This is a genomic window from Natrialba asiatica DSM 12278 (assembly GCF_000337555.1).
GTDB lineage: Archaea > Halobacteriota > Halobacteria > Halobacteriales > Natrialbaceae > Natrialba > Natrialba asiatica.
Genome location: NZ_AOIO01000030.1, coordinates 220241 through 235520, shown reverse-complemented (window position 1 = coordinate 235520; position 15280 = coordinate 220241). Strand labels below are relative to the sequence as shown.

General features: G+C 64.6%; 12 protein-coding genes. 7 read left to right on the top strand and 5 right to left on the bottom strand.

From position 1 onward, the window contains the following. The first annotated feature begins 79 nt into the window (after window positions 1-79). Entirely contained in the window at window positions 80-775 is a 696-nt protein-coding gene (locus C481_RS12615) for an O-methyltransferase (protein WP_006109607.1), read from the top strand. Here C481_RS12615 and C481_RS12610 read toward each other — a convergent pair. Beyond that, on the bottom strand, window positions 760-1218 hold the full coding sequence (locus C481_RS12610) for a hypothetical protein (RefSeq protein WP_006109606.1): 459 nt from the start codon (window positions 1216-1218) through the stop codon (window positions 760-762). The genes C481_RS12615 and C481_RS12610 overlap by 16 nt on opposite strands. 284 nt (window positions 1219-1502) lie before the next feature. Between C481_RS12610 and C481_RS12605 the strand changes: the two genes are divergently transcribed. Together C481_RS12605 and C481_RS12600 are read left to right on the top strand one after the other, a co-directional pair. Further along, window positions 1503-1877 (top strand): cupin domain-containing protein, encoded by a 375-nt coding sequence (locus tag C481_RS12605; RefSeq protein ID WP_006109605.1) that lies wholly within the window; start codon window positions 1503-1505, stop codon window positions 1875-1877. 229 nt (window positions 1878-2106) lie between these two features. Beyond that, on the top strand, window positions 2107-4080 hold the full coding sequence (locus C481_RS12600) for a PAS domain S-box protein (RefSeq protein ID WP_006109604.1): 1974 nt from the start codon (window positions 2107-2109) through the stop codon (window positions 4078-4080). Window positions 4081-4308: 228 nt separating this feature from the next. Here C481_RS12600 and C481_RS12595 read toward each other — a convergent pair whose 3' ends face one another. Next, on the bottom strand, window positions 4309-6282 hold the full coding sequence (locus C481_RS12595; RefSeq protein WP_006109603.1) for a 3-hydroxyacyl-CoA dehydrogenase/enoyl-CoA hydratase family protein: 1974 nt from the start codon (window positions 6280-6282) through the stop codon (window positions 4309-4311). A gap of 115 nt (window positions 6283-6397) precedes the next feature. Between C481_RS12595 and C481_RS12590 the strand changes: the two genes are divergently transcribed. After that, a complete protein-coding gene (locus C481_RS12590; protein WP_006109602.1) occupies window positions 6398-7549 on the top strand; it encodes an acyl-CoA dehydrogenase family protein in 1152 nt (383 codons plus the stop codon). A gap of 361 nt (window positions 7550-7910) precedes the next feature. On the opposite strand, the gene C481_RS12585 is transcribed toward C481_RS12590, so the two are convergent. From C481_RS12585 to C481_RS12575, 3 genes are all read right to left on the bottom strand, one after another. Continuing rightward, window positions 7911-9311: a uracil-xanthine permease family protein gene (locus C481_RS12585; RefSeq protein ID WP_006109601.1), complete on the bottom strand. Its 1401-nt coding sequence runs from the start codon at window positions 9309-9311 to the stop codon at window positions 7911-7913. 194 nt (window positions 9312-9505) lie between these two features. Next, a complete protein-coding gene (gene hpt, locus C481_RS12580; RefSeq protein WP_006109600.1) occupies window positions 9506-10051 on the bottom strand; it encodes a hypoxanthine/guanine phosphoribosyltransferase in 546 nt (181 codons plus the stop codon). A 174-nt stretch (window positions 10052-10225) separates the two neighbouring features. Continuing rightward, window positions 10226-10720, bottom strand: a complete 495-nt coding sequence (locus tag C481_RS12575) for a hypothetical protein (RefSeq protein ID WP_006109599.1) — start codon at window positions 10718-10720, stop codon at window positions 10226-10228. 59 nt (window positions 10721-10779) lie between these two features. On the opposite strand from C481_RS12575, the gene C481_RS12570 reads away from it, so the two are divergent. The 3 genes from C481_RS12570 to C481_RS12560 all read left to right on the top strand — a co-directional run bounded on the left by C481_RS12570 (window position 10780) and on the right by C481_RS12560 (window position 15053). Continuing rightward, the gene (locus C481_RS12570) at window positions 10780-11535 is read left to right on the top strand and encodes a helix-turn-helix domain-containing protein (protein ID WP_006109598.1); all 756 of its coding nucleotides are present in this window, start codon (window positions 10780-10782) and stop codon (window positions 11533-11535) included. 121 nt (window positions 11536-11656) lie between these two features. Next, window positions 11657-14350 (top strand): heavy metal translocating P-type ATPase, encoded by a 2694-nt coding sequence (locus C481_RS12565; RefSeq protein ID WP_049904629.1) that lies wholly within the window; start codon window positions 11657-11659, stop codon window positions 14348-14350. Between the two features lie 73 nt (window positions 14351-14423). Then, on the top strand, window positions 14424-15053 hold the full coding sequence (locus tag C481_RS12560; protein ID WP_049904628.1) for a DNA-3-methyladenine glycosylase family protein: 630 nt from the start codon (window positions 14424-14426) through the stop codon (window positions 15051-15053). Window positions 15054-15280: the final 227 nt, after the last annotated feature.

The window sequence follows — 15280 nt, the reverse complement described above, 5'->3', positions numbered from 1 at the left end:
TCGGAACGGTTCGCAGGGGCGACCGCACGACGCGGCATCACCCCCCGATCTTGATAGTCTCGCCTGCGTACCACCAGCCATGGTTGACGTACTCACAACCGAGCTCAGTCGCTTCGTCCGTGCAGCAGGTCCCGACCCCGACGACACGCTCACCGAGATGGACGAGTTCGCCCGGGAGGAGGGCTTTCCCCATGTCGGCCCCGAAGTCGGTGCCTTTCTCCGATTCGTCGCCCGCCTCGGCGACGCCGATCGCATCTTCGAGTTCGGCTCGGGCTATGGCTACTCCGCGTACTGGTTCGCCGAGGCGCTCCCCGCTGACGGCGAAATCGTCCTCACCGAAGTCGACGAGGCTGAACTCGAGCAGGCCCGCGAGTACATGGCTGCTGGCGGATACGACGACGTTGCGCGATACGAACTCGGCGACGCACTGGAGACGGTCGAGCGATACGAGGGACCGTTCGACGTGGTGTTGCTCGACCTCGAGAAGCACCGGTACGAGGCGGCGTTCGAGGCCGTTCGGTCGAAAGTACCGGTCGGTGGCGTCGTCGTTGCGGACAATGCGATTTCGGCCAACGTGATCGAGTTCGACGCGCTGCTGGAGATAGTCGAGGCGGCGGACGGCGGCGAGGAGAGCGCAAGCAGGGTTGCGGCCGAGAGCAACGAACACACGCGCGGAATCGCAGCGTATCTAGAGCGCGTTCGAGACGAGCCGGCGTTCGAGACGGTCGTCGTGCCACTCGGCGAGGGAATCGCGGTGAGTTATCGCGTCGAGTAGTCGGACGGCTCGCTCTCGATGCTCTGTTCGTCAAGGGTCTCGGTACTGACGGTTGTCCCGTACTCGCGGAAACCGAGGAACGCGGTCGTCGAGCAGGCGGTCAGGAGCAGTGCCCACGTTGCCGCGGTGGCCGCGATGACGAACACGGCGCTCGGGCCGGGAACGGCGGCACCGATCGTCTGGAGCCCGATGACGTGCAGGGTAGCGACTGCGAGGAATCCGATCCAGAGGACGAGCGCCAGGGCAGCAAGCGTGCGCCGAGAAACGCTGTTTGCGTACTTGGCGAGCAAGTAGACGCCCGCAATGGCGAGTGTCGTCGCGCCAAGCGTTGGGCCGAGTTCGTCGACGGAAGCGCTCAAAGCGCCCGCGACGCCGAACAGGGCGAGCGAGACGGCGACCAGGAGTCGATCCGAACGCGTTGGTGTCAGGATCACGTCGTGCACCGCTTTGCTGGCACCTATGGCTGGGTGGCTATATAGCTGTTGGCTCCGGTACCCCAGTGTGATAGACTGGTGCACTGATGGAGGTATGGCGGTGACACGCGTCGAACGGGTATAATCAGATGGTTGGTCCCTCGGCGAGGGTGGCCCTGTCGTTCGATCGAGTTGCACATGGGCGCGTATACCTGTCGGCCGCGGATGCGGTCACGCCGGTCGACGGGTTCGACCCGATCGGTCGGGGTGGATGAACGCAGTAACTTTACTGTCGTCCACACCAAGGCACAGCCATGTCCTATCGGAAAGTGAACTACGAGGAAGTCGAGCAGGTGTCGAGTGCCATGCACTTCCTGAGCGATCCGCTCGAAACGGAACGGGTCGGCGTAACGGTTGCCCGCTGTGATCCGGGCTGGAAAAGCAAGCCACACGACCACACTGACAACGACCACGAGGAGGTCTACGTCCTCATCGAGGGCGAAGCGACAGTCGTCGTCGACGACGAACCGGTCGCGATGAAAACCGGCGATGCACTCTGGATCCCGCCAACGTCGACGCGCCAGATCCAAAACGGTGACGACGAAAGCGCGTTCGTCCTCGTGAGCGCACCGAGTATTCAGGACGACGATGACGACGGCGAGTGGCCTCTCTCCGGTTTTGCCGGGTGACTGTAGTCGGTAGCTCCGCTTCCCGCTCCCGTCGCTTCGGCACCCACTGCGTGCGGTTCTTCTAACCGAGACGGCGGATATGTAGAAAGAACAATTATTTCTCACACGAGTGCAGTCGTGTGATGGGTCCCGCTGGACACCTGCTTGTGACGCTGGCGACGATCATGGCGACGGCGAGAGGGACGGCGATGACGACGCCAAGGCAGAACCGTATCACACACCCCCCGCTATGAGCCGTCGACAGATTCTCTGTATAAGTCGCGATCGGTCGACGCGAGCAACGCTGACGCTCTCACTGACGGATGCACCCGTTAGCGTCGCCGTTGCACGGGAGCCTGCCGTGGCTATCGACCGTCTCGAACGGGACCCGGTCGATGCCGTCGTCATCGATGCGGGAACGATTTCGGACGTTCCGGCCGTCCGCAGCAGCCTCGAATCCATCGCGCCGGAGCTCTCGATATTCGGCTACTGGGATGCGGACGGCGGCGAGACGACGCCGATTCTCACCCGACTTCCCGCGTCCGGCCCGGAGACGGCTCCCGCAACGGATCTCGCACAGCCGATTCTCGACAGCATCCCCCCGAGTTCGACCGCAGATCGCCGTCCCGAACTCGTCGAGACGATCCGGTGTGAATTGGCCGATGCGACGTCGCCGCGAACCGTCGAGCAGGTGCTTCGCACGGCGTTTACGGCGAGCGATGCGTTCGTGTTCGCCTGGGTTGGCGAGTACGACCGCGGTGAGCAGTCGGTCGTGCCCTGGATTACGGACCCCGATGCGACAAGCTGGCCGACACACCGGACGTTTCGACTCGGCAAGGGTACGAATCCCCTGCTCGAACGCGCGCTGTACACGCAGACGTTACAGACGGCCAGTACTGACTCCACGCGGTCGATTCCGTTTTACGATCGTGCCCGCGATCGCGACGTGCGGACCGCGGCGGTCGCGCCGCTTGCAACGTGTGAGGAGCGCTACGGCGTGCTCGTGGTGTACGCGGCCACAGCGCTGTCGGCGGCCGAGCGCGAGACCGTTCGGTCGGTCGCCGAGGTGGCCTCGCACGTCCTCGAAACGATCGCGATCCGCGGCCAACTCGAACAGCAAGAGCAGACGCTCCACCGGTACGAACGCCTCGTCGAGACCGCGGGCGACGGTATTTACGTCCTCGATACGGCCGGCCACATCATGACGATCAACGACGCGATCGTCGAGATGACCGGCTACACGCGCGAGGGACTGCTCGGCGAACACGCCGGCTTGCTCTTCGACGAGTCGACCATCGACCGTGCCGAAACGGCGATCGGCTCGCTGCTTCGAAGCAACGACCGTTCGACGACGATCGAGGCCCCGCTCGAAACGAAGTCCGGAACCCGGATTCCCTGCGAAGTCCAACTCACCGTCCTCGTCCACGACGACGAGTTCAGCGGCTGCGTCGGCGTCGTCCGAGACGTTACCGAGCGAAAGCGAAACGAGCGCCGCCTTCGCGAACAGAACGAGCGCCTCGACGCGTTCGCCCGCATCGTCAGCCACGACCTGCGCAACCCCCTCGGCATCGCCCAGGGCTATCTCGAACTCGTCGCGGAGACGGAGTCGCTCGAGCACCTTCCGACGGCTCAGCGCAGTCTCGACCGCATGGAGGCAATTATCGACGACGTGTTGGCGATCGCTCGCGACGGGGCGTGGGCGAGCGAAACGGCGTGCGTCGATCTCGAATCGGCCGCGACGGAGGCCTGGAACCACGTCTCGACCGGCGAGGCGACGCTCTCGACCGAGGACACGATGACGCTCACGGCCGATCGCTCCCGACTGTTGCGCGTCTTCGAGAACCTGTTTCGGAACGCGGTCGAACACGGCTGCGACGGCGACGAGTCCGAGCGCGAACTGACCGTCCGGGTCGGCACACTCGAGTTCGGCGCGTGTTCGCTCGCGGCGGACGAGATCGAGAACGGCACCGGCGGGGAACTGGAACCGGACGACCTATGCGGCTTCTTCGTCGCGGACGACGGGGCGGGCCTTCCCGACGAGTTGCGCGCCGCCGCCGAACTCTTCGATCCCTCGGTGTCGACCGACGCGGACGGCCTCGGTATCGGACTCTGGGTCGTCCGCGAGGTCGCGGCGGGTCACGACTGGCGCGTTACCGCAACGGAGAGCGAGGCCGGCGGCGCGCGGTTCGAGTTCGTCACGGTGGCCGGGCGATCGAGTTCGTGATCGGCGTCATCGACAACGCCAAACGAACGGTGCGACTGCGCGACCATCCGTCTAGAACGGGTGTCCAACGTATCACGGTAGGGAGATGAATGTGAGCGGATAGACGCTCGCAGTTCGACTCGAGACGCCCACTACACACCGTATCGGACACGGCCAGAATCGCAAGCGTTCGAGAATCGCAAGAACACGCGAGAGCGTTTCTCGTCGCTCTCGGTCGGACACCGTCGTCTACTTCCCTTCGAACTCCGGTTCGCCGTCGCCCATGAACGCCGTGATGCCCTCCATCAGGTCGTCCGTCGCCATCAGGTGGCCGAACGCGGAGGATTCGTATTCGAGTCCCGCCTCGGTGTCGTCGCGACCGGCGAGCATCGCGCGCTTGGTGAACTTCTGTGCGATCGGCGGCCCGCCGGCGAGGTCGGTCGTCAGTTCGAGCGCCGCGTCCACGAGTTCGTCGTTGCCGACGAGTTCGTTGACGAAGCCGAACTCTTCCATCGTCGCGGCCTCGTAGCGCTCTGCGGTGAGGATGATCTCCTTCGCGCGGCCCTCGCCGACGATGTGTTTCAAGCGCTGGGTCCCGCCCCAGCCGGGGAGCAGACCGAGATCGAGTTCGGGCTGGCCGAACTCGGAGCGGTCGCTCGCGACGCGCAGATCCGCGCAGGTGGCCAGTTCCATGCCGCCGCCGAGACAGTAGCCGTCGATAGCGGCCACGACCGGCATGTCGCAGGCTTCGAGCTTGCCGAACGTCGACTGGCCTTTCTTCGAGAGTTCGACTGCGCCGAGCGGGTTGGCACCGCCGGCGGCCATGCTCTGCACGTCGGCACCAGCGGAGAAGGCCTTCTCGCCCGCGCCGGTGATGAGCAGCGCGCGGACCTCCTCGTCGTCCTCGAGCAGGTCGATGGCCTCGGAGAGTTCGGCCAGCAGGTCGTCGCTGATGGTGTTCATGCGGTGCGGGCGGTCGAGGACGATGTGTCCGACCATGTCGCCGGGGTACTCGACGCGGATGGCGTCGAAGTCGACGCCGGCCCCGTCGTCAGCGGACTCGTAGAAGCCACCGGCTTCGGCGCGCTCCGCGAGGTAGTCGGCCGGCGCGTAGCGCTCGTGGCCGGTCTCGTCGTGGGCGTCCTCGAGCGTTTCCAGGAGCGGTTCGAGACCGAACTCGTCGACGAGTTTGACCGGGCCGTCTGGGAAGCCGGCACCGAGCTGGACGGCTTCGTCGATGGACTCCGGCGGGGCGACGTCGTTGCCGATCAGCTTCGCCGCCTCGTTGGCCATCGTCGCGAGCAGCCGTTCTTTGACGAACTCGGACTGGTCGTCGGTCGGGATATCGACGCCGTCGCCGTCCTCGTAGTCGTAGAAGCCCTTGCCGGTTTTCTTGCCGAGTTCTTCGTTTTCGACTTTCGTTTCGAGGAGCGGAGCCGGCTCGTAGGCGTCGCCGAGCACCTCGTGCATGTACTCGAGGACGTGGTAGCTCACGTCGTTGCCGACCTGGTCGCCGAGTTCGAAGCTCCCCATCGGCAGACCCATGTCGTATTTCGTCGTCGAGTCGACCTCGGCGATGGTCGTCTCGTCCTCGCTGACGAGCCAGCTGGCCTCGTTCATCAGGGGGACGAGGATGCGGTTGACGATGAATCCGGGCGAGTCCTTGTGGACGCGGACCGGCGTCTTGCCGAAGTCTTCGGCGAGTTCCTCGATCACGTCGAGGGTGTCCTCGGCACTTTCCGCGCCGGAGATGACTTCGACGAGTTGCATCCGAACCGGCGGGTTGAAAAAGTGCATCCCGCAGAACTGCTCGGGACGATCCGTCACGTCCGCGAGTTCGGTGATGGAGAGACTCGAGGTGTTCGTCGCGAAGATGGCGCGGTCGGGTGCGTGTTCCTCGACCTCGCCGTAGACGTCCTTCTTGATCTCCATCTTCTCCGGGACGGCCTCGATGATGACATCCGCATTGCCGACGGCCTCCTCGACGTCGACCAGCGGCGTGACGCGTTCGAGCGCGGCATCGGCGTCGTCCTGGCTGAGCTGGTCTTTCTCCGCGAGCTTGTTCAGCGACCACTCGATCTGCTCGTAGCCGTTCTGGACGAACTCGTCTTTGATGTCACGAAGTGCGACCTCGTAGCCCGCCATCGCGGCGACTTCCGCGATGCCGTGTCCCATGTTCCCCGCGCCGAGAACTGCGACGGTGTTGATGTCTTCCAGTTCCATGAATAATCATGCAATGGGCACCCGTTTGAACGTTTCCCTCTTTCGGGTTAGAAACTCTCTTTGCGTTTATAGCCGGTTACAAAGCTCTTTATCGCTCGGATAATAACGATTGACCATGGAATTCGGTCTCACCGAAGAACAGGAGCAGATCCGCGAAGAGGTACAGCGGTTCGCCGAAAACGAAATCGTCCCCATCGCCGAGGAGTACGACGAAGAGGAGAAGTACCCCCACGACGTCATCGACGAGGCCGCCGAAATGGGCCTGACCGGCTCGTACATCCCGATCGACTACGGCGGTGCCGGCTACTCCATCCTCGACACCGCGATCATCACCGAGGAACTGTTCTCCTACGATCCCGGCATCGCGCTGTCGATCATCTCGACTTCCTTCGGCTGCGAGGCGATCATGAACTTCGGGACCGACGACCAGAAGAAGCGCTTCTTAGAGCCCGTCGCGCTCGGCGAGAAAATCTCCGGCGCTGCGATCTCCGAACCCGATACCGGCTCCGACGTGTCCTCCGTCTCGACCCGCGCCGAGAAAGACGGCGACGAGTGGGTGATCAACGGCAACAAGATGTGGATTACCAACGGGACCGTCGGCGACTTCTTCGTCGTCCTCTGTAAGACCAACCCCGACGCACAGGGCCGCTACAACGGCTTCAGTCAGATTGTCGTCGAATCCGACCGCGACGGTTTCTCCGCCGAGAAGATCACCGGCAAACTGGGCATCCGCGCCTCGGACACGGCTGAACTCGTCTTCGACGACGTGCGCGTTCCCGAGGAGAACCTCATCGGGACCAAAGACGCCGCGTTCATGCAGCAGATGCAGTTCTTCGACGAGACCCGAACCGCCGTCGCCGCACAGGGCGTCGGCATCGCCAAGGGTGCCACCCGCGCCGCACTCGAGTACGCCCAGGACCGCGAGCAATTCGGCCAGTCGATCTCGGAGTTCCAGGCCATCCAACACAAGCTCGCCGAGATGGCGACGGATACCGAGGCAGCCCGCAACCTGACCTACAAGGCGGCCTGGAACGTCGACCAGGGCGAGGACATCACCAAACTCGCCTCGATGGCCAAGGAGTACGCCTCCCGCGTCGCCGTCGATGTCGCCGACGAGGCCGTCCAGATCCACGGCGGTGCCGGCTACGTCAACGACTTCCCGGTCGAGCGGTTCTACCGCGACGCGAAGATCACCCAGATCTACGAGGGGACCTCCGAAATTCAAAAGAACGTCATCGCGCGCGAAATGCTTGGCAAGGGCTTCTAAAACCAAACTTTCACTCTGCAGGGGCGGCTTGCCGGCCCTCGGTAAAAGTTTGATGAAAAGCACCCCTCCTTCCGTTTCGGCCCGTTAAGCGGGCCTTTACATTAGTCGTCGGCCCGCTCGCAGCCTGGCTGGTGCTCGCGGTGCGATCGATGGTAGCTCCCGCCGGCGTTCGTACACCTTCGGCGGAACTCGACATTCGCTTGCAACGATCGACTGATGTGCCGGTGGCGCGTCAGATCCCGTGGAGAGCGGACGCAGGTACAGATCTCTTTTCGATATGTTAGCCTCCCGCTGTGGCATCGGCTGGCGCTCAAGGCGAACTGGGTCGACGAATGGGACGAACGAATCGGCTGGAACCCGGTCAGTCGCTCCCTGAACTAGGTGTGGCTGGCTCCGGATCCGGACCGGCGCCATCCTCGGCCGCCGCAGCGTCGAACAGCGGGCTCTGCTCACCGGGGACGAACGTGTTGAGGATCAGCGCCGAGAGCGCGGTCAGGATCACCGGCTGGCCGAAGAACGTCTGGGCCGCGTTCGGGAGGCCGCTGATCGCTTCGGGGGTCGTCGCGATGCCGAGGCCCAGACCGAGCGAGACGGCCACGATGACCATGTTCCGCCGGTCGAGTTCAGTGTGGAGGACGATCAATCGGAAACCGCTGGCGGCGACCATCCCGACCATCAGCAGGGTGGCGCCACCGAAGACGGCGCTCGGAATGGTCGTGACGATGGCGCCGATTTTCGGGCTGAGACCGAGCACCGCGAGGATGACGCCGCTGATGCCGACGACGTGGCGGCTCATCACGCCCGTGAAGGTGATAATGCCGACGTTCTGGGAGAACGAGGTGACGGGGAAGGTGGCGAAGACGGAGCCGAGCGAACTCAGCAGGCCGTCGGTAAAGAGGGCTCCGCGGAACTCGCGGGTGTCGGGATTTCGCCCTTCGGCGGCGGTCACGCCGGACATGTCTCCGACGGTCTCCATCGCGGAGACGAGAAACAGGAAGGCGAAGACGAGGATCGCGATCGGTTCGAACTCGAATCCGAAGCGGATGGGCGACGGAACGGCGATCCATGCGGCCGCTCCGATCGGCGAGAAGTCGACGAGATCGACCGCGACCGCGGCGACGTAGCCGACCGTGATCGCGACGAGGATGCTCAGAAGCCGGGTGATTCCGCGCGTCAACATGTTGAGTCCGACGGCGATGGCCAGAACGAGCGCGGCCAGGCCGATGTGGTGGAGCGCGCCGAACTCGCCGGCCTCTTGGGCGGCGGTGCCGCCGGCGGCGTAGTCCATTCCCGTCGGGATCAGGTACAGCCCGATGATGACGACGACGAGACCGGTGACGAGCGGCGGGAAGAAGGGTTTGATGCGGTTGAACTGCCAGCCGATAAGCCCTTCGACGGTGAAGCCAGTGACGAGGATCGCACCGAACACCGCGGCCATGCCGAAGTCAGCGCCGATCGTCGTCATCGCGCCGAGGAACGTAAAGCTCGTTCCCATAACGATCGGCAGCTTCGCGCCGACGGGGCCGACCGTGTAGGCTTGGACGATCGTTGCCAGGCCGGAAAACAAAAGCACCATCTGGACGATGTAGGCGGTATCGGCACCGCTCAGTCCGACGCCGCCCGCGACGATGTAGGCTACCGCCGTCGCCGGCACGATCATGACCGCGACGTGCTGGAGGCCCAGCAGTACCGACTTCGACAACGGTGGTTTCTCGTCGAGTCCGTACTCGAGCTGAATGCCATCCCCGGGTTCGTTCGACATCTATAGGAATCAGCTTGCAATCGAGAGGTAAAAAGTCTCGTATATGCGCTCAGACTGTGCCCTATCAACCGTGTTTATATCCATGTATGTGCATATATGGGCGTGACACGGAGCAGGGTAGCTACTCGACGGCTCTGTCGGCAAGCGAATGATACGAGAGCGGTTCGCTCTCGAAACCGAGTTCAGAAACGCGATCAGTGAACGGTAACGTCCCCGTCCTCGACCGTGATGTCGATGAGGCTCGTCGCCTCGAACGGCGTCTCGTCGAGGGCGGACGGGCCGACTTTTCGCATAACGACGACGATGTCGGCGATCTCGGCCCCGATGTCGTCGAGCGCCGTACAGATGGCCGCCAGGGTGCCGCCGGTCGAGAGCATGTCGTCGATGATGACGACGCGATCGCCGGGTTCGACGTCGTTGATGTACATCTCCGACTCCGAGTAGCCCGTTTCCTGGTGGAGCGATACCTCGCCTTCGAGGCCGTACTCTCGCTTGCGGATCACGACGAGCGGAATGTCGGTTTGTAGCGATACGGCGGTTGCGAGGTGGATTCCCATCGCTTCGGGAGCGACGATCTTGTCGACGTTCAGGTCGGCAGTTTGCATGACCTCGACGACGACCTCCCGCAACAGCGCCGGATCGAGCACCGGAACGCCGTTGCTGATCGGGTGGACGAGGTACTCGTAGCCGTCTTTGTCGATGATCGGCGCGTCATCAAGCGATGCGAGGAGTCGGTCCATGGCGCGAATTGGGGCAATCGCGGCAAAAACGGTTCGTTCTCGACTCCGAACGGCCGCGCCGTCGTCCTGTCCGTGGACGCCGGTCTTCCCGCCATACCACGCGGATCCGCCGTCGCACGGCTTGTGTCGAGCGACCGCTCCATCGGTGGTCTCCGGACCTCGATCGCCGACGGACTAGTTGTCGCTATCCGAGTCGGTGTCCGTGTCGCCGTCGTCGCTGTCCGAATCCGTGTCCGTGTCGCTGTCGTCGCTATCGGCGTCCGTATCGCCGTCGTCCGAATCCGCGTCCGAATCAGAATCTCGTCCTCCGCCGTCCGCGTCCGGCCCGTTTCTCCCGTTCGGGCGTATCAGCGCCGTCTCGGGTTCGCCCGCTCTGGAATCGGTATCGGTCTCGGGAGTTCGCTCTCGCCGAGTCACCTGCTCACCGTCGCGGTCACTACCGCCCTCCTCCCAGATCGAGTTCACCTCCAGCAGGTACAACGCGACCGGCGGAACGACATAACAGGCGATCGCGATCGCGGCAAACCAGGGGTCGATGAAGATGAGAATCCCGAAGATCGTGAGCGCGGCCGCAGTGGCCGCGTGGATCGCCGTCTTCGTATAGCGGCGATAGAACTCCCAGAACTCCCGGAGTTCCGTTCTGGCGCGCGAGGCTGCCGGCTGTCCCATACCGTTCGGTACGCCGCCCAGCGGGAAACCATTTGTCGCGCGAGCCCCTAGTACCGACAATGAGAGAGTTCGTCTTCGCACTGGAGTACGAGCCGGGAACCAACCCGGTCGCCGACGTGCTTGCGGACTACCCCGAGATGTCGGTCCGCTCGCTGTCGTGTCACGTCAGCGCCGATAGCCTCTGGCGAGTCGACCTCGCGAGCGGACCCGATGCCGCGCTCGCCGAACTCGAACGGGCCTACGAGACGGCCGATTACTTCGCGGACTGTCTCGTCAAGGACCACTGCGGGGCGGATTGTGAGGTACAGGTTCTCGATCGATCGAGCGATACGCTCGTCGTCTACACCTACTGGGAGCGAACCGAGGTCTGCACCTCCGTCCCCCACGTGGCCCTCGAGTACTTGGGCGAAGGATTGCTCTTCGAGACCTACCGCGAGGGCCGTCGCTACCGCTGGCGGATCGTCCTCGGAAGCGACGCGCCGATCCACGAGTTCTTCGACGCGCTGGGCCGGGAGGTCGGCGAATGTACGGGCATCGAAATGCTTCGCCTGACCGAACTCGATCCGGAGCGAAACGGCGTCGAAGCGGCGGTCAATCCGGACGACGCGCTCCCCGACGAGCAGCAGGCGGCGTTGCAGGCGGCGGTCGAGTACGGCTACTACGAGACGCCGCGGCAGATCGACCTCTCGGAGCTTGCCGATCGATTGGACGTCCCGCGGTCGACGCTCTCCTATCGGCTTCGGCGGGCGGAGGCGACGCTCGCGACGACGTTCGTCGGCGAGATGGAAACGATCGAACTAGCGGCGGGGTTGTGAACTCGGGAACTCAGGGCTCGGGGAACCGGGAGTCCGGGGACTCGAAGACTGTCGCGCCCCGAGTCCGGAGTTGGCGCACGCCAAATAATCCGTATACTGGTGGGGAGAGTAGGAGGACATAATGAGAGATTCCACGCCGAGTGTACCGCCCGATTCATCAGGTTCAACGCCATCAGAGACCGAAGCGCTCGAGATTCTGGTCCCCGGGATGGACTGTCCCTCCTGTGCCGGCAAGGTGACGAAGAGCGTCGAGCGACTCGACGGCATCGACGACATCGACCCACGGGTAACGAGCGGTCGCCTGCTCGTCCGGTACGATCCGGCGCGGACGAGCGGATCCGAGATTCGTGACCGCGTGCGTGCAGCCGGCTATCGGATCGCGGACGAGGGCGGTGACGACGGAGCGGCTGACCTCTCGCTGTCGGTCCCCGAGATGGACTGTGCATCGTGCGCGAACAAAGTCGAGAACGCGCTCGCGGCTGCCGACGGCGTCGACGAGATCGAGACGCAACCCACCTCGGGCCGCGTGACGGTCGCGGTCGACGACGAGACGAGCACCGAAGCGGTCGTCGACGCGATCGGCTCGGCCGGCTACGAGGCAACGCCGATGGACGGCGACAGCGACGAAATCGAGTTCGGCGACGACGACTCGATCTGGCGGAGCCGCCGCGCCATCGGGACGGCGATCGGTGGAGTCATCGCGGTCGTCGGTATCGGCGTCGCCTTCGTCGTCCCAGCGGCCGATCCGACCCTCGGAACCGTCGCCGGCAGACCCTACGCGCTCTCGCAGCTTCTGTTCATCGTGGCCGCCGCGGTCGCCGGCGCGCCGGTCCTCCGGAACGCCGTCTATTCGATCCGCAACCGGAGCCTGGATATCGACTTCCTGATGGGCGTCGGTATCGTCGCCAGCGTGGCCGCACACCACCCCTTCGAAGGGGCGATGCTCGCGGTCCTGTTCTCGGTCGCGGAGCTCCTCGAACGCTTCTCGATGGACCGCGCCCGCAACTCGCTGCGCGAACTGATGGACCTCTCCCCCGACACCGCGACCGTCCGCCGCGACGACGGCTCGACGGAGACCGTTTCCGCCGACGAACTCGCGGTCGGCGACGTGGTCGTCGTTCGGCCCGGAGAGAAGATTCCCGCCGACGGCGTCGTCATCGACGGCCAGAGCGCGGTCGATCAAGCCCCCATTACGGGCGAGAGCGTGCCCGCCGACAAGCGCGAGGGTGACGGGGTCTTCGGCGGGACGATCCCCGAATCGGGCTACCTCGAAGTCGAAGTCGAGAGCGAGGCCGACGACTCCACCATCGCCCGCATCGTCCGGACCGTCGAGGACGCCGAGCGCGACCAGACGAAACGCGAGCAGTTCGTCGACCGCTTTGCGAGCGTCTACACGCCGCTCGTCGTCGTGTTCGCGCTCGCCGTCGCGACGCTGCCGCCGCTGCTTACCGGTGCCTCGTGGAACACGTGGTTCCTGCGCGGGCTCACGCTGCTGGTCATCGCCTGCCCGTGCGCGTTCGTCATCTCCACGCCCGTCAGCGTCGTCTCGGGCATCACAAGCGCCGCCCGCAACGGCGTCCTGATCAAGGGCGGTCGCCACCTCGAAGCCACCGGCGAGAGCGACGTGCTCGCCGTCGACAAGACCGGCACGCTGACCACGGGCGATCTCTCCGTGACCGACGTGATCCCGCTCGAGGGAGCCACCGAAGCGGACGTCCTCCGCCGCGCCAGCGCCGTGGAACGGCGAAGCGAACACCCCGTCGGCCGGTCCATCGTCGGCTACGCCGACGAGCGGGGCATCGACGGACGCGACGACACCGTCTCGAACTTCGAGGCCCTGACCGGCAAGGGCGTCCGCGCCGAACTCGACGGCGACACCCACTACGTCGGGAAGCCGGACCTCTTCGATGAACTCGCGGATCTCGACCACGTTCACGCGACGACCGACGGCGGCGTCGCAGTCGTCGACGCACCCGCCCGCTCGCAGTGTGAGCGCGAGGGGTGTCTCGACGTGCTCGAGGACGTCGTTCCNGAACTCGCGGATCTCGACCACGTTCACGCGACGACCGACGGCGGCGTCGCAGTCGTCGACGCACCCGCCCGCTCGCAGTGTGAGCGCGAGGGGTGTCTCGACGTGCTCGAGGACGTCGTTCCGGAACTGGAGCGCGACGGGAAGACGGTCGTCGTCGTCGGGACCGAAGATAATCCGCTCGGCGTCATCGCCGTCGCGGATCGCGTTCGACCGGACGCCGAATGGGCCGTCTCGCGGCTCCAGGAGCAGGGCGTTCGCGTCGTGATGCTCACCGGCGACAACGAGGGAACGGCCCGCGCCATCGCCGAACAGGTCGGTATCGACGAGTTCCACGCGGAGTTGCTTCCCGAGGAGAAACTCGAGTGGATCGAGCGACTCGAGGGCGAGAGCGACGAGACCCGCGTCGCGATGGTCGGCGACGGGATCAACGATGCGCCCGCGATGGCCACCGCGAGCGTCGGGATCGCGATGGGCGCGGCGGGGACGGATACGGCTCTCGAAACCGCCGACGTGGCGCTGATGGGCGACGATCTCACCCGGCTGCCGTATCTCTTCGCCCTCTCGGAGACGGCCACCGGTGTCATCCGGCAGAACATCTGGGCGAGCCTGGCGGTGAAAGCCGTGCTCGCGGTCGGTGCCCCGATCGGCCTCGTGACGGTGATCCACGCGGTCATCATCGGCGACATGGGTATGAGTCTCGGCGTGACCGGTAACGCGATGCGACTGGCAAATATCGAACCCGAGATGCCACCGACCCGTTCGGATTCACCCGACGCGAACTGACTCCTTGTCGTTCTGGTCAGTCGCCGAAACCGGGAGCGCTTTCTCTTTTGAGCACCCTATTACCGTATCCCACATGATGGACGAGGCCGAATCCGTGCTGCGCCGAGACCCGGTGATGAACCGACTGATCGAAACGCACGATCCCTACGTCGAATCCGATTGGACCGCGTACGAACGCCTCTGCATTTCGATCATCAACCAGCAACTCTCGACCGCGAGCGCGGCGGCCGTTCGCGAGCGCGTGTTCGACCTGCTCGGGGACGAGGTCACGCCCGAAACCGTCCTCACGGCAGAGGACCGGGCGCTCCGGGACGCCGGCCTCTCGCGCAGCAAGATCGAGTACGTGCGAAACGCGGCGCGGGCGTTCCAGGAGGACGATTACACCCGCGACGGACTGGCCGACGTCAGTAACGAAGACGTCGTCAGCCGCCTCACCGAGATCAAGGGAATCGGCGAGTGGACGGCCCGCATGTACCTCCTGTTCGTGTTGGAACGGCCCGACGTCCTCCCGCTCGGAGACCTCGCCGTTCGCCGCGGGATCGACGAACTCTACGGCGACGGCGCGGAGTTGTCGCGGACCGAAATGCGCGAGATCGCCGAGGCGTGGCGGCCCTATCGGAGCGCGGCGACGCGGTATATCTGGGCCGAGTACGAGGCGGACTCGAATATCGACCTGACCGACCTTGTCAACGCCGACAGCTAACCGGCGGTCACCAGCCAGGCGAGCACCTGCCGAGCAGTACCAGCCATCGAGTTCAGCGTCGGTAATCAACCACTGTCCGCGTCGATCCTCGCAGCCGATGACTGTCATCGAAGTCGGAACGAGTTCTCAATCCGTGATTACGGTTTTTCGGTCGGCATCGAAACGACACGAGTACTGATTCAGGGACGGAAACCGAGAACTGAGTCGGAGAGACGGCCCCGCCGACT